This window comes from Armatimonadota bacterium (assembly GCA_031459855.1).
Classification (GTDB): domain Bacteria; phylum Sysuimicrobiota; class Sysuimicrobiia; order Sysuimicrobiales; family Humicultoraceae; genus Fervidifonticultor; species Fervidifonticultor primus.
On record JAVKHP010000001.1, the window covers coordinates 1,562,379 to 1,586,237 of the forward strand.

Here is a 23,859-nt window from a genome sequence, read left to right on the forward strand (position 1 = left end):
ATCGCCCGCTGGAACGTGTGGCTCCGGGAACATTCGCACTCTCCCCCCGTTCCCCTGCCCGGCGTCGCCCTGCCCGGGACAGGGGGGAGGTCCCTACACCAGGCTCACCGGGTGTTGGCCTGGCGCCTCCTCATCGAGCGAGTGCTCGATCTGCAGCTCGAGGTAGACCACGCGGTTGCGGCCCTGCTCCTTGGCCTGGTAGAGGGCCCGGTCGGCGTGTTCGAGCAGCGCCTCCGCGCGCAGGCGCCCGTGCTCCTTCCAGAGGTACGTCGACACGCCAACGCTGATGGTGATGTTGAACGAGTTCTCACCCGTGGGGATGTCGATCTCGTTGACGGCGCGGCGCAGCAGGTCCGCCATCTCCACCGCCAGCCCCTTGTCGATGCCGGGCAACAGCCAGACGAACTCCTCCCCACCGTAGCGACACACCACGTCGCGGTCGCGCTTGCGTTCGAGCACGACCTTGGCGAGCTGGCGGATCACGTCGTCACCGACCTTGTGGCCGTAGCGGTCGTTGATCTCCTTGAACAAATCGATGTCCAGGATGAGGCAGGAGAGGGGGTGCCCGCTGCGGCGCGCGCGCTCCATCTCGAGATAGAGCCGCTCTTCGAGGGCGCGGCGGTTGAGGAGGCTGGTGAGCGGGTCCGAGGTGGCCAGCTCCTCGAGGAAGGCGATACGGCGGCGCAGCGCGTCCTCCCGGCTTTTGACCTGCAGCACCTTCTCGACGCGCGCCAGGACCTCGCCGGGGTGGAAGGGCAGGGTCAGGCAGTCGAACGCCCCCTCCTCCAGCGCCCGCACCCGTCCCTCGACGTCGTTCCGGTCGAGCACGACGAGTACCGGAATGGGATGCGTGACCGGATCGGCCCCCAGCTGTCCCAGGAGGGGCCACGCCTCCGGAATAGTGCCGTCGAGGACGATGACGTCGGGCCGGGCCTCGCGCGCGGTCTCCATGAGGCTGCCAGGTGTCTCGAGCGCGTCGACCTGCGCACCGAACTGCTCCAGCTTCCGTAAGGTGGTGCGCACCCACGGGTCATCGTCGACGACCAGCACCCGGCCGGCCCGGGAGCCCACGCGCAGCCGCAGGGCGGCGCTGTGCACGCGCAGGTGGAGCTCTTCGGGCACAGCGGACTGTTCCGCCCCATGACCGGACGTCTTCTGAGCGCGCAGCGGTGTCATCGATGTTGAGGCCGGTGTACTGGTGGTGTTATGCCCACCAGCGGGTGCGGTCAGACCGGAGGACCGCAGCGCTCCCCTGCCGGGTACCCGGCTGGAGCAGCTCCGGCGCGGGTCACGCGCCCGCGGCGCTCCTACTGTCGTACGCGGCCGGCATGAGCGGGAACTCGATCCAGAAGGTCGCGCCGTGACCGGGGCAGCTGTCGACTCCGATGGTGCCTCCCATGGCGTGGACAAGCCACTTCGCGACCGCCAGGCCGATACCCGCGCCGCCGACAGCCGACACGCCCAGCCGCTCGAACGGCACGAACAGCCGGTGTTGCTGCTCGGGCGGGATCCCCGGTCCCTCGTCGGCCACGGCAAGACGCACGCGATCGGCGACGACCCGTTGAGCCGTCACCCGCACCGTGCCCCCGGGCCGGTTGTACTTCACCGCATTGGTGAGGAGGTTGAGCAACACCTGTCCGAGCCGCCGGCGGTCTCCCGCCACGCACCAGCCAGCCGGCGCTCCCCCCACGGCGAGCCGCACCGGGCGCTCACTGGCGAGCGGGGCCACCATGGCTACCGCTTCGCGCATCACCTGAACGACCGGGACGGGCTCGCAAGCCAGCCGCAAGCGACCCTGCTGGAGGAGGGAGAGATCGAGCGTGTCGTCTACCAGACACCGGAGGTGGTGAGCGGCCGCGAGAATCTGGCGGACATACTCTTGCTGCTCGCGCCGCAGGTCCCCTGCGGCCAGCAGTTGGGCGTAGCCCAGAATGGCGTTGAGCGGGGTGCGCAGTTCATGGGCCAGGTGCGCGGACAGGGCGACGACCTCCGGCGTCATCGTCTTCCCCTCGGGTGTCGAACGTCAGCCCCAAAAAACCCCGACGCGAGATCCACGTGTCGAGGATCTCGCGTCGGGTCGGCCCGGCTCCGCCTGGGGCAGCACGAGGAGATCTTCGCGACCGCTCGACCGCGAAACCCTCTTCGGCAACCCAGCTGACCGCGGGGGCCCTGTGGCTTTGCGTCCCTGCCTCGCGGCAGGTTTGCCCTTATCGGAGGCTGCTATAAGGAGTTATGCCCACCGTCTAGTCTCATTAGACGTCGAAGGTCAGACGTCAAGCACCCGGCCGCGCGGGTGGACGGGTGTGGCGCCGGCAGTCAGGTGTGGCGGACCAGCGCTTCCACCGCGTCGGCGACGATCGTGGCCAGGGCGTCGTAGAGCGCGTGGCCCTCTTCGGCGGACGACCGGGCGGGATCCCCGAAGTAGGCCAGGGGCGACCCGGCCTCCGCGAACGAGCGGGCGCCGGCGCGCAGGGCGGCCGGCAGGTCCACCCAGACGGGCGGGAGGCTGCGGGCGACGTCGAGTCTGACCAGGTCCGGGCGCACCGCCAGCACCAGCGACGTCTCGTAGGCGCCCGCGTGGCGCGCGCCGCGGCGGAACTCCTCCGAGAGGCGTGCGGCCCACTGGGGCTCGCGGATGTCCAGCACCGCGGCGCGCACCGTGGTCTCGCGGCTCAACGTCACCGCCGCATGGTGCAGCGTGTCGAGGTGGATCTGTTCGAGGTGCGCGCTCGCCAGCAACAGGTGCCGGACGCCGTGCCGTTCGAGGCTGCGCCCGATGTCGACCACGATGGCCTGCAGGGTGGGCGGGGTGATGGCGACCGTCCCCGGGAAGGGCGCGCCGGCGTACGTGACCACGTAGTCCAACGCGGCGAGCACCACGACCTCAAGGCCGCGGCGGCGCAGTTCCGCCGCGCCGCGGGTGGCCATCTCGTCGGCGATGATGACGTCGGTGGCGGTGGGCAGGTGGGGGCCGTGGGCCTCCTGGGCGCCCACGGGCAGGATCGCGGCGTGGGCGGTCTGGAGGCGTTCCCGCGCCTCTGTCCAGGTGCACTCGTACAGCCGCAAGGGCAGCGTGGTCATGGTGATCCTCCGGCGTCGACGCTCCTCCCCGCCGCCCCTGCCGCGCGCCGCGTGCAGGGCAGCAAGGTCATGGGTGATCTCTCCGGCGTCGGCGCGGTCGGTCCAGGTCGGCGGCGCGGCCCGTGCCGCGGGCCGTCAGGCCGTGGTCCGGCGCAGGGCGCTCCCCGCCCAGAGGAGCCAGATCACCGGCAGCACGAACGACCCCAGGTAGAGGATCTCGACGCTGGGGGCGAGCACGGCCAGGGCCACGAGGATACCCGCGATCACCCCATACCAGGCCAGCGCCGCGCTGAAGGCTCCCGAGGCGACCGCTGCCCAGCCGGCCAGCAGGATGAACAGCCCGCTGAAGAGGTTGCCAACACCGTCTACGGTCCCGGCGACGGCGTTGAGCGCAACCCACGCGTGGGACGCCGCCACCTGGTCGGTCGCCGCGTACGCGGTCAGTGCCGGGACGGCCGACCAGAACAGCAATGCGCCGATCCCATGCCCGGCCAGTCCCAAGAGCCCGAAGTAGAGTGCGGCCGTTGCCCTGGTCGGCGTGCGCTCGCGCAGCGCGGCGGCGACGCCCGCGACGAAGGGCACGGCGAACCCGATGGTCAGCATGAAGAGGAGGGCGAGGACGCGAATCCGCGCAAGATGCTGTGTGAGGAAGGGCAGCGCCTTCCCCGGATCCCGAAAGGTGTCGGCTGTGGCGCCCATCGTGAAGAAGACGACGGTGGCCACGGCCAGTGCGATACCCGCGATGATGCCGGAGAGCCCTGCGGTGTCCTGACGGGGAACCATAGTCGCGCCTCCGGCCCGCTCCAGGATGAGGGCGGTCGAAGCGGGGCACGTGCGGGCCGTTCGCCGGCCGCAAGGGGGTTCCTGCTCGACCCGCGCGGGTACCGTGGTGGTCGCGGCAGCGTGCGACCGGTGCGCTGCGCGCGGGGGCCTGCGGGGCGGGGGCCGCGCACGGCCTGCCGGGCGCCGGCCGCGCACGGCCTGCTGGTGCGAACAAAGTGGGTGCGCCTCGCGCGTGTCCATCAGGTTGACGCCCGTCGGCTGCGGGGTGCATGATGGACACCCGACGGGGTGCACGATGAACACCCGATGGAGTGCATGAAATGAACACCGGATGAAATGCATGATGAACACTGGATGAGATGCATGATGAACACCCGGTGGGGTTCATGATGGACATCCGATGACCGACGATCTCTCGTGCGCGCAACGGTGACGCCCGCGCTCCCGCCCGCCGAGGTCGAGACGCTCCTCCGCGAGGTCGAGCCCGAGTACAACTACCGACGGCTGACCGGGGTCTGGGCCGGCGTGGTCGGCGTCATCGGCGTGGCGATGGCGCTGTTCCACCTGTACACGGCGCGCTTCGGCGCGCTGGAGGCGCTGCGCCAGCGGGCGGTGCACCTGGCCTTCGCGTTCACCCTGGTCTTCCTGCTCTACCCGCCGCGACGGCGCGGAGCCGCCATGGCGCGCATCGGCGTTTCCGACCTGCTCACGGTGGCGGCGGCCCTGGTGCCGATGCTCTACGTCGTCTACTACCACGCCGACCTGGCCCAGCGGGCGGGCAACCTCACCCGCACCGACCTGCTGGTGGGCGCGCTGGGCGTGCTGGTGGTGCTGGAGGCCGGGCGCCGGCTCATGGCCGTGGTGCCGGTCATCGCTGCCCTGGCGCTCGCCTACCCGTTCCTGGGCCGGTACCTGCCGGGAGCGCTGGCGATCGCGCCGATCTCGCCCCAGCGGGTGATCGAGCAGATGTTCTTCACCACCGAAGGGGTCTTTGGCATCCCGGTGGGCGTGTCGGCCACGTTCGTCTTCCTCTTCGTGCTGCTGGCGGCGTTCCTGGAGCGCACCGGCCTTGGCCAGCTGTTCGTGGACATCGCCATGGCGCTGGCGGGCTGGATGACCGGCGGGCCGGCCAAGGTCTCGGTGCTCTCCAGCGCCTTCATCGGGACGGTCTCGGGCAGCTCGGTGGCCAACGTGGTGGCCGACGGGGTCTTCAACATCCCGTTGATGCGCCGGCTGGGCTACCACCCGCGGTTCGCGGCCGGCGTGGAGGCGGCCACGTCGGTGGGCGGCCAGCTCGTCCCGCCGGTCATGGGCGCCGCCGCGTTCGTGATGGCCGAGTTCCTGGGCGTGCCCTACCTGACCGTGGTGAAGGCCGCGGCGATTCCGGCGGCGCTGTACTATCTCTCGCTGGCGTTCATCATCCACTTCGAGGCCAAGCGGCTGGGCCTGGCGGGGCTGCCGCGCGACCAGCTGCCCCGGCTGCGCGACATCGTGGTGCGCCGGTTCTACCTGGTGGTGCCGCTGGTGGTGCTGGTGGGCTTCCTGCTGCACGGGGCCAGCCCGATGCGGGCGGCGTTCTGGGGCATCGTGGTGTCGGCCGGCGTGCACGCCGTGACCTGCCTGCTCGAGCGCCGGCCCGCCGACTGGCCGCGGGACGTCTGGGACACGCTGGTCTACGGCGCGCGCCTGGCGCTGCCGGTGGCGGTGGCGACGGCCGTGGTAGGGATCTTCATCGGGATCGTGACGCTGACCGGCCTGGGCCTGACCTTCGTCAGCCTCACCATCGCGCTGGGGCAGGGCATCCTGTTCCTGACCCTGGTGTGGATCATGGTCGCCTGCACCATCGTGGGCTCGGGCATCCCCACCACCGCCACGTACATCATCCTGGCGGCGATCGCAGCGCCGGCGCTGGTGCAGATGGGCGTCGAGCCGCTGGCCGCGCACCTGTTCATCTTCTACTTTGGCGTGCTGGCCGACATCACGCCGCCCGATGCCCTGGCGGCCTACGCCGCAGCCGGCATCGCGCGCACCGATCCGTTCCAGACCGGCCTGACCGCCACGCGCCTGGCGCTGGCGGGCATCCTCATCCCGTACGTGTTCGTGTACTCGCCGACGATCCTGTTGCAGGGGGCGTCGCCGTCCGAGATCGTCGTGACCACCGCCACTGCCGTGGTGGGCATCGTCGCGCTGGCAGCGGCGGTGGCAGGGTACCTGTTCGGGCCGGCCCGGCCCCTGGAACGCGCCGTGCTGGGATTGACGGCCGTGGCCCTGATCTTCCACGATGTGCGTGCGGACGTGCTGGGGCTGGGCCTGCTGGTCGCGGTAGCCGTCGTCCAGCTGCTCCGGCGCCGCGGGGCGAGGGCGGCTCCGGCCCCGGCGGCGCCTGGGGGCGGTTGACAGTATGCCAGGACGCGCGGGGGGGTTGCGGCGTCGAATGCCCCGGCGGCGCCTGACGGTGGTTGAGAGGGAGGGAGGACGATGATGCGACGTTGGGCAGTGCTGACAGTGACCGTCGCGCTGGTCGTCGGGGCCACCGCGCCGACGGCGGCGCAGGTGCGCCTGCTGTCGCTGGTGACCGGCGGCACGGCGGGCGTCTACTTCCCGCTGGGCGGCGCGATGGCCGAGATCTGGAACGCGCGGGTCCCGGGCGTGCGCGTGGCCTCGCAGAGCAGCGGGGCGTCGGTGGCCAACATTCAGTTCCTGGCGCGCGGCGATGCGCACCTGGCGCTGGTGCAGAACGACATCGCCTACTACGCGTACCAGGGCCGCGAGATGTTCGCCGAGGCCGGGTCGAACCGACCGCAGCCCATCACCGCGTTCCGCGGCGTCGCCATGCTCTACCCCGAGACGATCCAGATCGTGACGCTCCGGGGCAAGGGCATCACCAGCGTCGAGCACCTGCGGGGCAAGCGAGTGGTCGTGGGCGCGCCGGGCAGCGGCACCGAGGCCAACGCCCGGCAGATCCTGCAGGTGCACGACATCTTCTACCGCGAGCTGCGCGTGGAGTTCCTGTCGTTCGCCGCGGGCATGGACCAGCTGCGCGACGGCATCGTCGACGCGGTCTTCCTGACCGCCGGCATCCCCACGGCGGCCGTGACCGACATCGCGGCTTCGCGCGACATCGTCATCGTGCCGGTCGGCGACGAGGCGCTGCAGGCGTTGCGCGGCCGCTGGCCGTTCTACACGCGGCAGGTCATCCCGGCGGGGACCTACCGGGGCGTGACCACGCCGGTGCCGACGGTGGCGGTGATGGCGATGCTGATCGCCCGGGCCGACCTGCCCGACGACCTGGTCTACAACCTGACCAAGGCCCTGTGGGAGAACCTGGACCGCGTGCGCGCCGCCCATGCCCGCGGGCGCGACCTCGAGTTGGCGAAGGCGCTGGACGGGATGCCGGTGCCCGTGCATCCCGGGGCCGAGCGGTACTACCGCGAGCGCGGCGTGCGGGGGAAGTAGCGACGCGCGCGCTGGTCGTCGGTGGTGCGTTGAGCGTGGCGGCGGCCCTGGCCGCCGCCACGCTGCTTGTGGAGCGGCCTCTAGAGGTGCGCGTCGAAGCCGCCGACGAGGCCCCCGGAGGGGCCGGGCAGACAGCGTGGGACGGGCCCACCGCGTCGCGTGCCCGGTCGGTGGTGCCGACCTACCGTCGCGCGGTGCGCATTGGCGGGCTCTCGCCCGGCACGAGGATCGAGGTTCGCTACCAGCACACCGTCGAGCGCACGCCCATCGTCGAGGTCTTCCGTGTCGAGCGCGACGGCCTGTGGTTCGAGGAGGTGCGCTTCGCCTCGCAGGGCGCGGGCCTGCCATCCGACGGCTACGTGCGGGAGGGCGACCACTACGTCCTGCGCCAGCCGCGGCGGATCGGCGCGCTGGCGCTCCGGGTCTCGGCGCGGGCCGGGCACCGACTGCGGGTGGGAGGAGAGGAGGTTGCGCTCGCGGCGACGTTCGGCGATGGCGCCAGCGTCGTGATGACCGCGGGGCCGGGTGGGTGGCGGCTGCGATGGCGCCGGTTTCGTGGCGAAAGCGGCGCCTCAGCGTGAAAGTCAGCTCGCGGCTCTGGAGCGCTCGAAGACAAACAGTTTCTCGCGGGGGATGACGAGGCGTACCGGCCCCCGGTCTACCGGCGTGCGGTGGTCGACCATCAGCAACTGGTCCCCGACGCGCACGTATGCCCGATAACCGGCGCCCAGGAACAGCACGTCCACCACGTGACCGTCTACCCAAACCGTCCCGGGCTGCGGTGGAGCGCCCGGCGTGGCCAGTCCGATGTCCTCGGCCCTGGCAATGAGCGTGCTGTCACCGGACAGCCGGATCTGGCCGTCCTCGTCCACCGTGGCCGCCAGCACATTGGCGGCGCCCAGGAACTCGGCCACAAACGGATCGGCCGGCCGGGCGTAGACCTCCTCGGGCTGCCCTGCCTGGACCACGCGGCCGCTGTCCATCACAACCAGCACATCCGCGATGCTCATGGCCTCTTCCTGATCGTGGGTCACGTAGATGGCGGTGATGCCCGTGCGGCGCTGGAGCGCCCTGATCTCGACCCGTACCCTGAGGCGGACCTTCGCGTCCAGGTTGGAGAGCGGCTCGTCCAGCAGGAGCAGTCTGGGGCGCACGGCCACGGCCCGGGCCAGGGCCACCCGCTGCTGCTGCCCGCCGGAGAGCTCCCGAGGCCGGCGGTGTTCGATGCCCGGGACGCGATCCAGCTCCACCAGCTCCAGCGCTTCGCGCACGCGTCGGGGGATCTCCGCCGCGGGCACCTTGCGCAACCGCAGCCCGAAGGCCAGGTTCTCGTAGACGTTCATGTGCGGCCACAGCGCATAGTTCTGGAAGACCATGGCGCAGTCGCGTGCCTGGGGGGGCACGTCGGTGACGTCGCGGCCCCCCATCCACACGCGGCCACCATCGGGCGTGACGAACCCGGCCAAGCAGCGCAGCAGCGTAGTCTTCCCGCACCCCGACGGGCCCACGATCACCGTGAGAGCACCCGAGGGGAACTCCTGCGTCACGCCGGCGAGGGCCGTGACGGCCCCGTAGCGCTTGGTCAGGCCTTCGACGCGCACATCCATCGGCTCACTCCACGCCCGTCGTCACAGACGCCCGAAGAACGCCAGATACTCGGCGCGCAGGAACCGTTCCATCAGTACCAGTAACACCACGCCCGGGGCCATCAGGACCAGGGCTGTCACCGACGCAATCTGCATCTCATAGCCCAAGCTAGCCGTGTACATGTAGACCGGCAATGTGGTCACGTACGGCGCGCCCACCAGCAGGGTGCCCGTGAACTCGTCCAGGGAGTAGATGAAGACGAGAATAGCGCTGGCCACGATGCCCGGGGCGGCCAGGGGCAGGGCGATGCGGAAGAACGTATAGGTCATCGAGGCGCCCAGGTTGATGGCAGCCTCTTCCAGGTCCTCCCCGATCGAGCGAAAGACCGCCGTCATGGTCCACACGGCATAGACCAACCCGCCCACCAGGTGGATCAGCACCACCCCGGCCATCGTGCCGGCCAGGTTCCACCGGTAGAAGAGGACGGCGGCGCTGGCGAAGACCGGGAGCTGCGGGAACGCCTGGGGGAGCAGGAACAACATGAGCACCACCGGGCCCAGCGGCAGCCGCTTCCGCGCCGCAGCGTAGCTCACCGGAATGGCGGTCAGCAACGCGAGGGCGGTGGTGATGACGGCGATGGTCACGCCCCGCACCAGCGCACCGAACAGGTCGCCGCGGGTGATGCGGGCCCAGTATTTGAGGCCGACCGCCTGGGGGACCAGGGCGGGCCAGTACCAGCGTTCGGCCACTGACCACACCACGAGACCGAGCAGGGGGCCGATGATGACGGCGCACAACAGCGCCACCAGGGCCGCGCGCGCGGTTGCGACCAGGAGCCCCGGATAGCGCCCGGCCGGGGGAGCGAGGGCGTCGGCCGCGCGAGCGCTCACCGCGACACCGTTCGCAAGTAGTAGTAAGCGGCTCCCGAGGCCAGCAGATACGAGACCACGCCCAGCGCGCTGGCCACACCGAAATCGCCGTGCTGGCCAAATCGGTAGTAGAGATCGATCATGAGCATCTGGGGGCCCGAGCCCCGGCTCATCATCAGGGGGATGGAAAACGACGCCAGCATGGAGGTCAGGGCCAGCACGGCTGCCAGGGCCAGCGACGAGGCCGACATCGGCACTAGCACGGCCCAAATCTGCCTAATGGTCCCCGCGCCAAATCCTCGCGCGGCCTCCAGATACGACTCGTCCACGGCGCGGAACGCACCCATCAGCAGGAGCACGATCAGGGCCAGGTGCTTCCACGCCAGGGCAATGGCCAGGCCCAACCAGGTCTGCCCGAACCCCAGGCTGGCGTCGGGCGAGATCAGCCCCAGGGCGTGCAGCACCGAGAGCAGCGTGCCCCGCGGGGCCAGGAAGATCCGCATGGCGTGGCCCACGACCACGAAGGGCACGAACAGGGGTATCTTGAGCAGAAACTCGACGGTCGGGGCGGCGTGCAGCCGCAGGTAGCCCGCCAGCGGGATGCCCGCGCCGAAGGTCAGGACCAGGCCCGCGGCGGCCACCAGCACCGTGTAGACCACGTCCTGGCCGTACAACCGGTAGACCAGCTCGTAGTTGGCCAGGGTGATGCGGCCGTCCCGCACGAACGACGCTGCCAGCGATTGGAGGAGGGGGACGCCGAACCCCACCACGATGACCGCGGTGGCAGGCACCGCGGCCATCCACCAGAGGAGCTGCTCGACCGGTCGGGCGCGAGGCACCCTCACCCCCATCCCGGCCGGTCGCGCCCCACCATCGATGCCGTCCTGTCGCCCGCAGTCGGTGTCGCTATCGGACAATCTCCTCGTAGGCCAGCAGGATCGCGTCGTAGTACTCACCGATGGGCATCTGCTGCGAGTAGCGGGCCAGGTCTTCCGGCGTCACACCCTTGAACAGCAGGGCTCTGGCCGCGGGCGAGACCAACGGCATCACCCGGTTGGGATCGATCCCAGGATACCAACCGAACTGCTCCACGATGACCTTGGCCTGGATCTGCGGGTTGGCCACCAGGTCGATGTACTTGACCGCCCAGTCGCGGTTGGCCGCCTCCCGGGGTACGGTGAGATACAGTGGGTAGATGGGCAGTCCCGGGGCGATGAGGACGGGCGTGATCTCGGGATTCATGCGTCCCTCGTTCTTCCAGGCCACGAGCTGGTCCACCCACACGGCCCCCATCCAGATCTCGGCCCGGTTCAGCGCGTCCAGCGTGCCTGCGTTCCCCGACGTGATGACCACGTTCCGGTTGAAGTCACGGAGCTGCTCGATGGCGCTCCGGATGATCCGGTCGTTCGCCTTGTCGAACGGCCCCTGGGTGAACAGCTCGTAGCGGCCCGTCTTGTAGTAGACCCAGGCCATGACGAAGCCGATGCCGGAGACGCCCCCCTTGATCCCGTTGTACCCGAAGCGCCGGGGGTTGGCCCGGACCCATGCCTCCAGCTCCGCGAACGTCTTGGGCGGCTGCGCCACGAACCGCGGGTTGTAGGCGATGGCGATCTGGTTCTTGAACATGGGGACCACGTAGCCCTTGACATCGACGCCGAACGCGCGGACCGTGTCGGGGCCCACCACGTACGGGGCGAACTGCAACTCGGGCACGTAGCGGTACAGGAGGTTCTCCCGCACCATCTGCGACGCGTACCGCATGGACACCAGCGCCACATCGATGTCCCAGTTGCGCCGGCCGGCATCCGCCTGGGCCTTCAGCTTCGTGTAGATGGCGCGGCTGGCGGCCTCGCCGGTCCCCGTGCCCACCGCGTGCACTGTCACGTGCGGATGGTTCTTACTGAAGGCGACGCCCAGGAAGTTGCGGTGTACCTCCACCACGTTGACGTCGGCCGCGATGGCGACCTGGAGCGTCACACGCGCCTGCCCGTATCCGGGCGTGGTCGTGGCGATGAGGACCACCAGCACCGCCGCTAACCCCACCGCCCACCTTGTCGTCCTGCTGCAAGTGCTTCGCACCGTTCATTCCCCCTCTCCGGTCTGGGATGGCTCTTCGACCCTGCCACCCGGAGCGCCAGTCCGTCGCTGCTGTGCGGCGTCCCAGGCCCACTCCACCGCCACCTGGGGTGCGATCACCCTGGTGTGCACCGGGCTCCTCCCGGTACACTTTGTAGCAGTAGTCGACGGGCACATCGTCGTCCACGAAGGTCGTGTCCTCCACGATCAACACCGGCGCGCCCGGCATGATGCCAGGCAGTCTGGCCTCGGAAGGCGTGGGCGTAGCGCCCGGGGCGCGTCACCAAACTACCTCACCCGTGGTTTGGCATCAGCAAGATGGCGGTGCGCCACGCCGTGACGGAGCTGGTACAGGAAGGGTACCTGCGCCGCGACCACGCCACCAGCGCCTGCTCCGACGGCAGCCGGTGGCCCCCGGCAAACCCGTCGCGCTGGATCCACCGCATCAGGCCTTCCTTCACCTGCAGCTATCGGGGAACCCGCGAGTGCGGGCTGACCGGCCGGATCGCCAGCTCGTCCAGACGTCTACGAATCATTTCCAGCCTCAACGATGCCGGCCCTGGCCGTAGGTGTCAAGGGGCGCGGAATCCTCTCTTGCGGCAGGCGGTGGCCTGCGTTACACGGTCGTGAATCATCGGGCGTAGAGATGATTACACGACGTCGATGGGGGTGATGCCCGATGCGTGCCGTGTACGTGCTGTTCCTGGTGGTGCTGCTGCTCGCCGGCACCGGCCAGCTGGCCTACGCGCCCTACCACAACCAGTCGCCGCAGACGACGCAGGCAAGCCCGCTCGATCGGGCCAGGCAGCAGCTGACCACGGCGAAGACGCACGCGGGATTCGCTGCTGCCGCCGGGAGCCTGGGCGGCGTGCAGCAGCACACCGGTCATGCCGTCAACTGCCTGGTCGGCCGCGCCGACCGTCGGTTCGATCAGAAGTGGGGCGACGTGTGCGAGGGCCAGGGCAACGGCGCGCTGGTCGACCTCAAGGCCGCAGGCTCGGGCGGCGCGGCAGCGTTGAAGATCGCCGAGGAGGCGACCAAAGTCGGCGTGGAGACGCTGGGGGCGAGCAGCCTCGCGGCGGCACAGGCCGGGGCGAAGAAGCTGGCAGGGCTGCTGGACGACGCGCTGAAGGCCCTCAAGTAGGGCGCGCCGGACGCATCGGGCGCACCGCCGGCATCGTCGGGGCGGTTCTAGCGCTCCACCCTGCGCGCGATGAGGTATAGGTCCCCCGGTAGGTCACGGCCGGTGGCATTGCCCTGTGGAGCCCTGCCCTTCCGTCAGGGCGAGGCGGTGCCACGCTGCCTGGAACAGCCGGAACGACCGGGACGCCACGGACAGGCCGGCACTGGCCCGCGGGCCTGCCGTATGCTACCGGCAGGAGATCGCCAACACCCGTGCCGAACTGCAAGCGGGGATCGCGCATACGAGCGCCGAGCTTCGCGCAGAGATCGCCCGTACCCGCGCCGACCTCATCAAGTGGATGTTCGTTTTCTGGGTAGGCCAGGTGGCCGTCATTTCAGGTATTCTGTTTGCCTGGCTCCGCAGGTAACGTCGTCCAAGAACAAGAGCCAGCGCTGCGCGTTGCGGCGCGCCGATCTTCTAAAAGCTGGGCGACTCTACAAGGACTGCGTGAGTCATGGTGTGTCAGGCATGACCGCGCCGGTGCGGGTGCCAGGTGATGGCCTGGACCCCGGCGCGGGATGGCCGGGGATGCCGTGATGCCCCTGTCCGGCGTGCTATAGATGCGCGCGGTCGTACTCGCCGCCGTCCTCGTTGCGTTCGGTGGGCTGTCGCCACAGGGTGCCCTCGGGTGCGTCAACCCGCCGCGACCGTCGACCCTCCTTCCCGCCACGGTCACGAGCGTCATCGACGGCGACACGGTCCGCGTCCGTCTGAGCGGCAGTGCGCCGGAACGGGTGCGGTTGCTGGGTATCGACACGCCGGAGGTCCACGACAGCGCCAAGATGCGCCGTGACGTGCGGCGGTCGGGGAGGTCCAAGGAGGCGGTCCGCGCCCTTGGGCTCCTCGCGGCCAGGTTCACGACGTTGCACCTGGATGGGAGGGCCGTGGGGCTGGAGCTCGACGTGCAACCGCGCGACGTCTACGGGCGGTTGCTGGCGTACGTGTGGCTGGACGACGGTACGCTGTTCAACATGCTGATCCTTCGGGAGGGCTACGCGCAGGTCCTAACAGTCCCCCCAAACGTTCGCTACGCCGACCTGTTCCTGGCGTGCCAGCAAGAGGCGCGCGTGCAGGGGCGGGGGCTGTGGGGCCGGTGAGGGTAGGCGGCGGGACGGATTTGGGTATGCGGAATCGGGGTGATGGTCATGGATCGTGGCGACGGGCAGCTCTCGCCGATTCCTGGGCTGGTTCTGGGCGCCGTGCTGCTCCTGCTGGCGATTCTCCCATGGCCATATGGGTACTACGTGTTCATGCGTTGGATCGTCGTGGCTGCCAGCGGGTATGCCGCCTGGGTCGCCTACGCCGGCAGCCGCCATACCTGGACGTGGATACTGGGAGCAGTTGCCGTGCTCTTCAATCCCGTCTTTCCCATCCACATGCGCCGCAACGACTGGATGGTGTTCGACCTCGTGGGCGCAGGCTTGCTCGGGATGGCGGCGCTGCGGCTACGAAGAAGCATGACGCGTGATGATCGCCTGGGTCCTCGTCCGGCGAACCGATCTCGCCCGTGAACTGACACGATTGGCCCGCCTGGCGCGGGCGCCACAGCGGCGTGCTGACGCCGTCCTCACGTTCGCCGACCGACACCTCACCATTACGCTTCCGGGCATGAGCGCGGCCGTCCCGGCCGACGGCACCTGGGTGCCGCACGTTCGGGTTCAGGGGCGCATCCTCCTCGGATTCGCCCGCGATCTTCCTGACGAGGATCCGTTGCTGTTGAAGGTGCAGGAAGGCCACCTGGTGCTCGGCGGACACGCCATCCCGTGCCGGACTGACCACCCGGAGTTCCGCTTGGTATCATTGCCGCAGAACGCCACCCTGATCGACATTTTGCGTGTCGCCGCTACCCACTCCGCCGAGGACATCGCGCGCTCAGGACTCACCCGCCTGGTATCTCAGGCCCAGGCACGGCGCCGGCGGCTGGTCGCTCGAGCCGCCACCCTCCTGGAGCGCCTGCGGATCACAGCCGACGACCTCGATCAGCTGGTCGAGGAGTGTTTGCACGGTCGCGTCCAGCCGCCCCGCCAGCCGCGTGAGCGCTATGCCGGGTTGGTCGCTCGCGTCGCGTCCATTCTCCAGCCCCTGGGAGTTCCCCCAGAGGTCCTGGACGAGCTGGTGAGAGTTCGCGTGCGGACCTACTGGACGGGAGAACGCCGGTCGCCCGGGGCCCGGTAGCCGGACGATGGAGCGCACGCCGATCAAAGTGGCGTCCAACCGCGACCGCCCAGCAGTCGCCAACACGTGCGTTTTGCCAGGATTGGCGCGCCCGGCGGGACTTGAACCCACGACCTTTGGCTCCGCAGGCCAACGCTCTATCCACTGAGCTACGGGCGCGCATCAGGGCCGATACTGGCCCCGGTGCGATCAAAACACATTCTAGCAGCGGGCCGGGCCGGTGGCTACGGTGCGGACGCTGCCGTCGTGGGGGTCCTGCTACGCCAGCCTCCGCCTCCACCACGCCGCCTGCCAGGGGGGTAGATGCCGCCGTCGTGGGCGTCATGGTACGCCGCACCGCGAACCGCAACCTGTGCGCAGACACCGGCGCATGGTCCCCGGCGGTCGATGGCGTGGCGCGCGAAGGCAAGGACGCATGGTGCGTATTCGCAGACGTCCCGCCGACGCCGTGCCGCCGTACTCCGTGCTCTGGCGGAGGAGGCGGGATTTGAACCCGCGAGGCGAGCTCAACACTCGCCCACCCGCTTAGCAGGCGGGCCGGTTACCGGGCTACCGTACTCCTCCGCGGCGCAAACGCCGGAGACACCTGCGCCGGCTCCCGCAGACGAACCGCCGCGCTGGCGAGCCTAGCGTAGCACAGTGCGGGGGTCTGTCAAGGCACACCACCAGCTGCGGGCCTCCTCGTCGCAGCCGCGGGCCCTCCTCGTCGCAGCTGCGGGCCCTCCTCGTCACAGCCATGGGCCCTTTTCTCGGGTCAAGCCTGCCCACCGCTCGTGAGCGGGGAGACGGCGGTGGCCGGCGGGCAACAGGGCCCACGCGGGCGAGGTGGAAGTATGAGGCAGAGTCACGTGCGCGTGCACTCGCCTTGCTGGATCGTCACCCGAGGCACGCCGCTGATTACGCGGTGGCAGTATGAGGCAGAGTCACGCGCACACGCGCGGGAGCCATCGATGAATGGTGCCACGAGTGGTGCCACCCGCTACGACGCCGCGGCCCTGCGCGCCTTCGCCGAGCGCGCGCTGGTGCTGGTAGGCGCACGGCCCAATGACGCCCGCCTGACCGCCGACGGCCTGGTCGCGGCCGACCTGCGGGGCGTGCACACCCACGGGGTGGTGCGCCTGGGCGTCTACGTCGCCCGTCTGCGGCAGCGCTCGTTCGACCCCGAGGCGACGCTGGCGACCGTGCGGGACAGCGGCGCGACGGTGCTGCTGGACGCGGGCGGCGGGCTGGGCATCCCGGCGTTCGTGCGCGCCATGGACCTGGCCGTCGACCGGGCGCGCCAGCACGGCATCGCGGCGGTCGGCGTGCGCAACAGCAACCACTGCGGGATGCTGGCCTACGGCGCGCTGCGCGCGGCAGAGCGCGGGGCCATCGGCATCGCGCTGACCAACGCCGACGCGCACGTGGCCCCATGGGGCGCGCGGACGAAGTTCCTGGGCACGAACCCCCTGGCGGTGGCGGTGCCCGCGGGCCACGAGCCGCCAGTGGTACTCGACATGGCCACGAGCGTCGTGCCGCACAGCCGGGTGCAGGCCGCGGCGGCGCGGGGCGAGCCGATTCCCCAGGGCTGGGCGCTGGACCGGGAGGGCCGGCCGACCACCGATCCGCTCGCCGCACTGGCCGGGGCGCTGCTGCCGCTGGGCGGGCCGAAGGGGTCGGGGCTGGCCCTCGTCGTGGACATCCTGGCCGGGCTGCTCACCGGCGCGGGCACCGGCCCGGAGATCGCACCGCTGTACGATGCGCTGGACCGCCCGCAGGGGTTGGGCCACCTGTGCGTGGCGATCGCGGTAGAGGCGTTCGTGCCGCGCGAGGAGTTCGCGGCGCGCATGGACGCTTTGATCCGCGCCGTGCGGGCGCTACCGCCCGCCGAAGGCGTGGACCGCGTGTACCTGCCGGGCGAGCTCGAGCACCTGCGCGCGGTCGAGTACGCGGCCGGCGGCATTCCTCTTCCCCCGCACGTGGTGGCGGAAGTGGAGAAGGTGGCGGCGGCCCTGGGTGTCGCGCCGCCGGGGTAGGTGCCCCGGGGAAGGTGCTCCGGGGAAGGCGTTGACCCGCTGTCGCCTTACGTCGGATCGTCTCCAGCGTGAATGCGGTCGGCGGCGACGGCCAGCACGATGGCGCCAGCGGCGTGGGGCGGTCCCCTCACGTCGGGTCGGCGTCCAGCGTGAGGGCGGGGATCTCGTGGGCTTCCAGCGGCCGGCCGGGTTCTCCACGCGCGATGCGCGCCAGCCAGGGGTCCAGCCGCTGCAGCCAGCCGTCGATCTGCAGGCCGACGCGCGCGGGCGCACAGCGCCGTAGCCGTTTGATGCCCTCGGCCAGCTTGACCCGCGCGCCGTGCAGGTTCCCCTTCTCGTAGTGATAGAACGCCGCGGCCACCAGGATGATCCCCTGGTAGCAGGGCCGGTCGGCCGCCGGCGCCCGGCGCCAGATCCCCTCGAAGAACTCGTGGCACTCGAAGAAGAGGCCGGCGTTGAACAGCACGGCTCCTCTGGCCGCTGCGGCGCGGCGGCCGCGCAGGTGCCGGCCGGCGTGCCGTGTCCGCAGCGTCTGCCACGTCTGCAGCGCGAGGGCCAGGCGCTGGGCGTAGCGTTGCGCGTAGGCCCGGTAGGCGGCGTAGGCCTGCGGGACGACCAGGGTCCCCTGGTCGCGCACGAGCAAGCCGTCGCGCAGCAGGCGACGCAGGCCTGCAGCGGTCGGCCCAGGGGTTCGGACAATGGCGGCGGCCCCAGGTGCGCCGTTCCCGTACGTCGCGGTGTGCTGGGACGCACATGGCGGGCATGGCGCTGCGGTCGGGCCGCTCCCACGTGTCACGGCAAGATCGTCGGGCGAAGCAGCCGCCAACGGGCCGCTGCGGCTCGTCGTGGCGGTGTCGTTGCGCGAGGCAGCCGCCCACAGCGCCGACAGGTGCGCTGCCGCAGCGCGCGCCGCCGGCCGCCCGCGCAAGGCGTCGAGGGCCAGGGCGCTGAGCGTATGCTTCAGCCGGACGTAGCTCCCGGCGGGCGCCGCCGGCCCGGTGCGAGGAGATGGTGCGGGCGGCGCCGGGAGGGACGCGCCGGACGACGCGGGCCCGCGCATGGTCTACTGCGCCCGGCTCTTCTGCTCGACGAAGTTCAGCCGCAGGTTGGTGATGAGGGTCTCGACCTCCCGCCGGTCGCGCTCGCCGACGCGCGGCCGCAGTACCTCGGCCAGGGCCGCGGCGGCGTCGATGGCCAGCTGCGCGTCGTCCAGCCGGCGTTCCACCTTGCCGCTCGAGGGGTCGGGGACCAGGCCCAGGTGCTGCCAGGCCCGTGCGGCGAGCACGTTCAGGAACGTCTGGACGAGGTCGAGTACCGGAGGCTGCGCGACCGGTTCCCCACCGGGCGCCGCGTCGGTCCCCGTTTCGACCCGTCCCCCCGGTGCCGAAGCGCCCGTGCCTGTGGCGCCTGCAGCGTCAGTAGGAGCGCCGGGACGGCTGCGGGCAGCCGCCTCGGTCCCCGCGGCGCTGCCGCCGGCGCCCGCCGCGTCGGCGCGCTCGTGCTCGTTTCCCATCGTGCTCACCCCCGCGTCGCCGCCACCGGTCGGGTGCGCGTGAACCACTGCACGATCCCCACGGCCAGCACCGCCGCGATCGCCACCAGGTCTTGGGCGCCAGCCGGGTAGATCAGCACCAGGCCAGCCGCGGCCAGGACGAGCCGTTCCGGCATCGTGGCCTGCCGGAGGAACCAGCCCGTGAGCGCGCCGGCCAGCGCCACGAGCCCGAAGGCGGCGGTCGTCGTCACCTGGGCGACGACCGGCCACGGCGCCTGCAGGAGCAGGCCCACGCCGTCCCGGTGGATCGTGAACATGAACGGCACCACGAACGCCGGCAGCGTGTACTTCCACGCCATCATCATCGTCCGGAACGGGCGGCCACCCGTCAACGCCGCCGCAGCCAGCGGCGACAGGCCCACGGGGGGCGAGACCTCGGAGAGGATGGCGTAGTAGAAGATGAACATGTGCGCGGCGAGTTCGGGGACACCGAGTTTGGTCATGGCCGGCGCGACGATCACCGCCGCGACGATGTAGGTGGCCGTGATGGGCAGGGCCAGGCCCAGGACCCACAGGGCCAGGGCCGCGTAGATCAGCGTGGGCAGCAGGCGCCCGCCGGCGTAGGTGATGATGATGTCCGAGACCTTGAGCCCCAGGCCGGTGAGGTTCACCACGCCGACGATCAGGCCCGCGGCCGCGCACGTGACGGCCACGCTGAGCACCTGGCGGCTGCCAGCGTCCAGGGCGCCGATCAGCCCGCGCGGGTCGAGCACCCGGCGGCCCAGGCGCAGGCCGCCAGCCAGGAGCCGGTCGGAGGGCGCCCCGTCGCTGCCGCCCGCCGCCACCGGCCGCCATCGCACCAGCGAGGTCTCGGGCCGCAGGAAGCTCGTGAGGATCGCAAGCCCGATGGCCCAGATCACGGCCTTGATGGCGGTGAAGCCGATCACCATGAACAGCGGGATCACCACCAGTGACGACAGCAGGTACCAGTAGCGCAGCACCAGCGCCCGCGCCTCGCCCGCCGGGATCTCCACCGCGCGCAGCCCCATGCGCCGCGCGTCGAACTCGATCATCAGCATGATCGAGAAGTAGTAGAGGAACGTCGGCACGATGGTCATCACGAGGACCTGCAGGTAGGAGATCTTGAGGATCTCGGCGATGATGAACGCGGCCGCGCCCAGGATCGGCGGCGAGATCACCGCGCCGATGCCGCCGGCCGACAGCAACCCGCCCGCCGACTCGGGGTCGTAGCCGGCCCGCTTCAGCAGGGGGTAGGTGATGGCCCCGACGGTGACCGTGGTGGCGACGCCGCTGCCCGAGGGACCGCCCAGCAGGAACGACGCGATGGTGGTCGCCTGGCCCGGCGCCGTCCGCCGACCGCGGGTGAGGGCCAGGGCCAGGTCCACGAAGAACCGGCCCGCGCCCGAGGCCTCGAGCACCGCGCCGTAGATCGTGAAGAGGATGATGAACGTCGCCGAGACCTCCAGCGGCACGCCGAAGATCCCCTCGAGCGTGATGTAGAGCTGGCCCACGACGCGCACCAGGTCGTAGCCGCGGTGCGTCCACGGCTCGGGCAGCCAGGGGCCGACGAAAGCGTAGACGAGGAAGGCGATCACGACCAGCAGCAGGGCGTTGCCGACGGTGCGCCGCGTGGCCTCCAGCACCAGCAGGATGGTCACGATGCCGAACAGCATGTCCAGGGACGTCGGGATGTACGCGCGGTAGATGAACGCCTCGAAGTCCACGAGGATGTAGCCCAGGGCGACCAGGGCCGCCGCCGCCAGCACCAGGTCCCACCAGGTCGGCGTAGCTCGTGCGAGTGACTTCCGCGTGCCCGGGTAGAGCAGGAAGCACAGGACCAGCACGAACATCAGGTGCCGCACGAGGTGGATCTGGCGGACGAACGGGACGGTGGCCGCGTAGAGGTGGTAGAGCGCCATGGCCACGCCGATGGCGACCGCCAGCGTGCCCCACCAGCCGCCCAGGCGCCGGGTCTTGCCCTCGTACTCTTCGACGATCTCCTTGAGCTCGTCCTCGGACTTCGCGAGCTCGGGTGCGTGGACGTCGGGTGGTGTCATCCTCGACTCCTCGGTGTCCCCGTAGTGAGGACGGTGCTCGTGCTGCCTGCGCGCCGGTGGCGCGTGCTACTCCCGGGGTGGCGCTGGCCGCCGCCACAGGGCAGCACCCCGGGCGTGGCGGCCCACGGTGATCCGCACCGCCTGGCCCGTGCCCGCGCGGTGAAGCGCCAGGGCCGTGCCCTCGACCACCAGCCGCTGCTGGCCGGTCGGCCCGATCCGCGTCACCAGTGCCGCCAGCCGCACCGGCTGGGGCGGCGCCGCCGCCAGCCACCCCTCCCGCCGCGCGTAGGGCGGGTCCATGCGCAGGTACTCGAACACCGCCTCCGCCGGCGCGAGCACCTCGACCAGCCGCAGCGTCGCGCCCTCGACGGTGAACCGCTCGACCACCGGGACCTGGAAGAGCGAACTGGTGTAGCGCAGGTCGACCACCGTGCCGTCGTGCACGGGCAGCCGCCACAGGAGCCGGCCGGTGTCGGCGTCGGTCACCTCGAGCACCTGCGTCGGGGAGAGCAACGTCGCGGCGAGGGCGACGACCCCCGCCGCGACGCCCAGTCTCGTCAGGCGCCCCGGGCCTGTCCGGCCACCGCCGGGCGCGGTACCACCTCCGCGAACCGCCCCTACCCTCCGCCCGGGCGCGCTAGAACCCTTCGACGCCGCGCTCCTTGAAGTAGCGGATGGCGCCGGGGTGGAACGGCACGGGCGAGCGGCCCGCCACCCCGATCAGGGTGATGTTGGCGGCTTCCTTGTGCACCCGCGCCAGCTCGTCGCGCTTCTCGAACAGCAGCTTCGTGATGCGGTAGGCCAGATCGTCGCTGAAGTCCTGGTGGACGACCAGCAGGTTCGCCACCCCGATGGTCGGCGCGTCGGCCGCCATGCCCGGGTAGAACTCCTTCTGGATGACGGCCCGGAAGTACAGGTTACCCCACTTCTTCTGCATGGCCGGCAGCACCCCGTCCAGCGGCACCAGCTTGATGCGCACGCCGGGGGAGACGGCCAGGTCGAGCACGCTGGGCGTGGGCAGCCCGCCGCTCCAGAAGAAGGCCACGATCTTGCGGTCCTTGATGGCGTCTGCCGACGGCGCGGGCCCCAGGCGCTCCTTGCGGATGTCGCGGTCGGGGTTGAGGCCGGCGGCTTCGAGGATGCGCAGCGCCGTCAGCTCGGTGCCGCTGCCCGGCGGCCCGACCGAGACCGGCTTGCCCCGCAGGTCGGCGATGGTGTTGATGCCGGTCCCCTCGACGGTAACCAGGTGGTTGAAGTTGTTGTACAGCGGGGCCAGGGTGCGGATCGGCACGGGCGCGCCGCGGAAGGCCTCGAGTCCCTTGTAGGCATCGTAGGCCGTGTCGGCCAGCGTGAAGGCCAGGTCCGCGCGCTTGGCCTGGATCAGCCGCATGTTGTCGACCGACGCCGGGGTGACCTCGGCGGTGGCGGTGACACCGGGCAGCTCCTTGGAGATGAGCGAGGCCAGCCCGCCGCCCAGGGGGAAGTAGACGCCGCCCGTGGTGCCGGTCGCGATCGACAGCCGGACGGTGGGCCCGGCCGCCACGTGCGGCGCCAGGCTGCCCGCGAGGGCAATCAGCAGGACGGCCACGCCCAGTGCGCCTGCGAGCGTCCGAATCAACCGACATCCCTCCTTGTCGCGTGGCGTGATGTCCCGGTACTCATCGGCTCCAGGACCGTTTCTCCTGGATCGTTCGCACGCGCCGCCAGGTAACGTTCTCGCGGGACGGCGCGATCTCATTGTACCCGTCGGTGGCAGCCGCCACCACGGGGTGCCGCCAGGCCTCCGACACCACACCACGTGGCAGCCCCCGGTACCCGTCCGCGCCGGGGCCGCACGAGGCGCCGTGCACCTCGGCCGCCCATGGCCAGGGGCACGGCGCCGGGCTCCGTCATGCACCGGTACCCTCGGGGAGACGCCGCAGCCACGCCGACACGGCCTCGCCAAAGGCGCGAAACGCGCCTGGCGCGGTGTGCAGCGCCGATGCCACTTCCTTGAGATCGATCCGGACGTACTCGTGCACCAGCACGTTCCGAAGGCCGCCAGCGCCCCGCAGCCGGCCGTAGACCTCGTCAGGGAGGACGCCGCAGGCACGCAGCTCGGCGAGCAGTCCCTCGTACGTGTCGGGGGTCCGGCGGAACTGTGCCGCCAGGATGTGCTCGGCCACCTGGAAGACCAGGCCAAGGCCGGCCAGCAGCCCGCGTTCCACCGTCCAGCGCAGGCTGAGGTCGGCGGCCAGATCCTCGGCGGTGGCATGCCGGTACTTTTCCAGCTCGTCGGCGACACGCTCCAGTTCGACCAGGGCTTGGGCGATCAGGTCGCGGCGCAGGACCATCGGCACCATGCCTCCTGTAGCAGCGGTCAGGCGGATCCACCGCACCCTGTGGTCGCGGTAGCGGCCGTAGACCGCGCGCTCGTACGCCGCGGCCTCGTGCAGGCTGGCAGCCCAGAGGCGCCGCCCGGTGGTGACCACTTCCCACTGGAGCAACGGCGACGCCTGGCGCAGGTCCACCAGATCGAGACGGTCGGTGCCCAGCGCCGTGGAGAGGTCGGCGTAGGCGGCAGGGAAGGAGAATCCGCCGTCGGGCAGCACGGCCAGGTCGACGTCGCTGGCGGCTGTCGGATCCCGGACGATCGAACCGAACACGTACGCCAGGCGCACCGGATGCCGCCGCAACACGGCGGGGACCGCCTCCAGCCGGCGTCCGATGTCGGCCGGCAGGGGTTTCAGCCGCGCATGTCTCTCCTTCAGACCCATCGCGTTCCATCCCCTGGCAGCCGCGCCCTGGCCGGGCGAACGCGTGGCGGTCTGGACGTCTCCTCCCGCGGAACGCTGACGCCAGCGAGCCTCGCCGTGACGCTGCCGTGGTTCCATGGTACGACACGCGCACTGCCGGCGGGTAGCAGCGCAGGGCCGCCACCCACCGTGCGGGCGCCGGCCACCGGGCAGCGCCACCCACCGGATGGGCGCCACCCACCGGGTGGGCACCACCGACAGGGTGGGCACCGCACACCGGAGGGCCCTGGCATGGCCGAGGGCCTTGGCATGGCCGAGGGTCCTGGCAT

General features: G+C 70.9%; 22 protein-coding genes, 2 tRNA genes and 1 riboswitch. Of the genes, 8 read left to right on the plus strand and 16 right to left on the minus strand.

The window, feature by feature from the left end:
* Positions 1–93 precede the first annotated feature (93 nt).
* The 4 genes from QN157_07115 to QN157_07130 form a co-directional block, all read right to left on the minus strand.
* Positions 94–1,122, minus strand: a complete 1,029-nt coding sequence (locus QN157_07115) for a diguanylate cyclase (GenBank protein ID MDR7555363.1) — start codon at positions 1,120–1,122, stop codon at positions 94–96.
* Between the two features lie 166 nt (positions 1,123–1,288).
* Positions 1,289–1,999 (minus strand): HAMP domain-containing sensor histidine kinase, encoded by a 711-nt coding sequence (locus QN157_07120; protein MDR7555364.1) that lies wholly within the window; start codon positions 1,997–1,999, stop codon positions 1,289–1,291.
* A 142-nt stretch (positions 2,000–2,141) separates the two neighbouring features.
* A riboswitch (cyclic di-GMP riboswitch) is annotated at positions 2,142–2,216 on the minus strand.
* 100 nt (positions 2,217–2,316) lie between these two features.
* Entirely contained in the window at positions 2,317–3,081 is a 765-nt protein-coding gene (locus tag QN157_07125) for a creatininase family protein (GenBank protein MDR7555365.1), read from the minus strand.
* A 135-nt stretch (positions 3,082–3,216) separates the two neighbouring features.
* Complete coding sequence (locus QN157_07130; protein ID MDR7555366.1) at positions 3,217–3,864, minus strand: DUF4386 family protein; 648 nt, start codon at positions 3,862–3,864, stop codon at positions 3,217–3,219.
* Positions 3,865–4,293: 429 nt separating this feature from the next.
* Here QN157_07130 and QN157_07135 point away from each other — a divergent pair, with 429 nt between their 5' ends.
* The 3 genes from QN157_07135 (at position 4,294) to QN157_07145 (ending at position 7,901) form a co-directional block, all read left to right on the plus strand.
* Complete coding sequence (locus QN157_07135) at positions 4,294–6,261, plus strand: TRAP transporter permease (protein MDR7555367.1); 1,968 nt, start codon at positions 4,294–4,296, stop codon at positions 6,259–6,261.
* 81 nt (positions 6,262–6,342) lie between these two features.
* Positions 6,343–7,320: a TAXI family TRAP transporter solute-binding subunit gene (locus tag QN157_07140; protein MDR7555368.1), complete on the plus strand. Its 978-nt coding sequence runs from the start codon at positions 6,343–6,345 to the stop codon at positions 7,318–7,320.
* A 35-nt stretch (positions 7,321–7,355) separates the two neighbouring features.
* A complete protein-coding gene (locus tag QN157_07145; protein ID MDR7555369.1) occupies positions 7,356–7,901 on the plus strand; it encodes a DUF1850 domain-containing protein in 546 nt (181 codons plus the stop codon).
* Positions 7,902–7,904: 3 nt separating this feature from the next.
* On the opposite strand, the gene QN157_07150 is transcribed toward QN157_07145, so the two are convergent.
* The 4 genes from QN157_07150 to QN157_07165 form a co-directional block, all read right to left on the minus strand.
* Positions 7,905–8,927, minus strand: coding sequence for an ABC transporter ATP-binding protein (locus tag QN157_07150; GenBank protein MDR7555370.1), 1,023 nt, complete (start codon positions 8,925–8,927; stop codon positions 7,905–7,907).
* Positions 8,928–8,948: 21 nt separating this feature from the next.
* Entirely contained in the window at positions 8,949–9,797 is an 849-nt protein-coding gene (locus QN157_07155; protein ID MDR7555371.1) for an ABC transporter permease subunit, read from the minus strand.
* Positions 9,794–10,621 carry a sugar ABC transporter permease gene (locus QN157_07160; protein MDR7555372.1) on the minus strand — a complete coding sequence of 276 codons (828 nt, stop codon included), beginning with the start codon at positions 10,619–10,621 and terminating at the stop codon, positions 9,794–9,796. Before QN157_07160 ends, QN157_07155 begins: the two co-directional genes overlap by 4 nt.
* 61 nt (positions 10,622–10,682) lie before the next feature.
* Positions 10,683–11,819, minus strand: a complete 1,137-nt coding sequence (locus QN157_07165) for an extracellular solute-binding protein (GenBank protein MDR7555373.1) — start codon at positions 11,817–11,819, stop codon at positions 10,683–10,685.
* Between the two features lie 712 nt (positions 11,820–12,531).
* On the opposite strand from QN157_07165, the gene QN157_07170 reads away from it, so the two are divergent.
* The 4 genes from QN157_07170 to QN157_07185 all read left to right on the plus strand — a co-directional run bounded on the left by QN157_07170 (position 12,532) and on the right by QN157_07185 (position 15,210).
* Positions 12,532–12,996 carry a hypothetical protein gene (locus QN157_07170; GenBank protein MDR7555374.1) on the plus strand — a complete coding sequence of 155 codons (465 nt, stop codon included), beginning with the start codon at positions 12,532–12,534 and terminating at the stop codon, positions 12,994–12,996.
* A gap of 599 nt (positions 12,997–13,595) precedes the next feature.
* Complete coding sequence (locus QN157_07175) at positions 13,596–14,132, plus strand: thermonuclease family protein (GenBank protein ID MDR7555375.1); 537 nt, start codon at positions 13,596–13,598, stop codon at positions 14,130–14,132.
* Between the two features lie 48 nt (positions 14,133–14,180).
* Positions 14,181–14,546 carry a hypothetical protein gene (locus QN157_07180; protein ID MDR7555376.1) on the plus strand — a complete coding sequence of 122 codons (366 nt, stop codon included), beginning with the start codon at positions 14,181–14,183 and terminating at the stop codon, positions 14,544–14,546.
* A complete protein-coding gene (locus QN157_07185; GenBank protein ID MDR7555377.1) occupies positions 14,503–15,210 on the plus strand; it encodes a hypothetical protein in 708 nt (235 codons plus the stop codon). Before QN157_07180 ends, QN157_07185 begins: the two co-directional genes overlap by 44 nt.
* Positions 15,211–15,293: 83 nt before the next feature.
* Here the strand turns inward: QN157_07185 and QN157_07190 are convergent.
* Positions 15,294–15,369 (minus strand) — tRNA-Arg (locus tag QN157_07190).
* A 310-nt stretch (positions 15,370–15,679) separates the two neighbouring features.
* Positions 15,680–15,774 (minus strand) — tRNA-Ser (locus tag QN157_07195).
* A 386-nt stretch (positions 15,775–16,160) separates the two neighbouring features.
* On the opposite strand from QN157_07195, the gene QN157_07200 reads away from it, so the two are divergent.
* Positions 16,161–17,225, plus strand: coding sequence for an Ldh family oxidoreductase (locus tag QN157_07200; protein MDR7555378.1), 1,065 nt, complete (start codon positions 16,161–16,163; stop codon positions 17,223–17,225).
* A 127-nt stretch (positions 17,226–17,352) separates the two neighbouring features.
* On the opposite strand, the gene QN157_07205 is transcribed toward QN157_07200, so the two are convergent.
* The 6 genes from QN157_07205 to QN157_07230 all read right to left on the minus strand — a co-directional run bounded on the left by QN157_07205 (position 17,353) and on the right by QN157_07230 (position 23,551).
* The gene (locus QN157_07205; GenBank protein MDR7555379.1) at positions 17,353–17,862 is read right to left on the minus strand and encodes a DUF309 domain-containing protein; all 510 of its coding nucleotides are present in this window, start codon (positions 17,860–17,862) and stop codon (positions 17,353–17,355) included.
* A gap of 426 nt (positions 17,863–18,288) precedes the next feature.
* Complete coding sequence (locus QN157_07210; GenBank protein MDR7555380.1) at positions 18,289–18,738, minus strand: DUF1844 domain-containing protein; 450 nt, start codon at positions 18,736–18,738, stop codon at positions 18,289–18,291.
* A 5-nt stretch (positions 18,739–18,743) separates the two neighbouring features.
* Positions 18,744–20,795 (minus strand): TRAP transporter fused permease subunit, encoded by a 2,052-nt coding sequence (locus QN157_07215; protein ID MDR7555381.1) that lies wholly within the window; start codon positions 20,793–20,795, stop codon positions 18,744–18,746.
* A gap of 66 nt (positions 20,796–20,861) precedes the next feature.
* Positions 20,862–21,281, minus strand: a complete 420-nt coding sequence (locus QN157_07220; protein ID MDR7555382.1) for a hypothetical protein — start codon at positions 21,279–21,281, stop codon at positions 20,862–20,864.
* 151 nt (positions 21,282–21,432) lie between these two features.
* Positions 21,433–22,413, minus strand: coding sequence for a TAXI family TRAP transporter solute-binding subunit (locus tag QN157_07225; GenBank protein MDR7555383.1), 981 nt, complete (start codon positions 22,411–22,413; stop codon positions 21,433–21,435).
* Between the two features lie 271 nt (positions 22,414–22,684).
* On the minus strand, positions 22,685–23,551 hold the full coding sequence (locus QN157_07230) for a DUF86 domain-containing protein (protein MDR7555384.1): 867 nt from the start codon (positions 23,549–23,551) through the stop codon (positions 22,685–22,687).
* Positions 23,552–23,859: the final 308 nt, after the last annotated feature.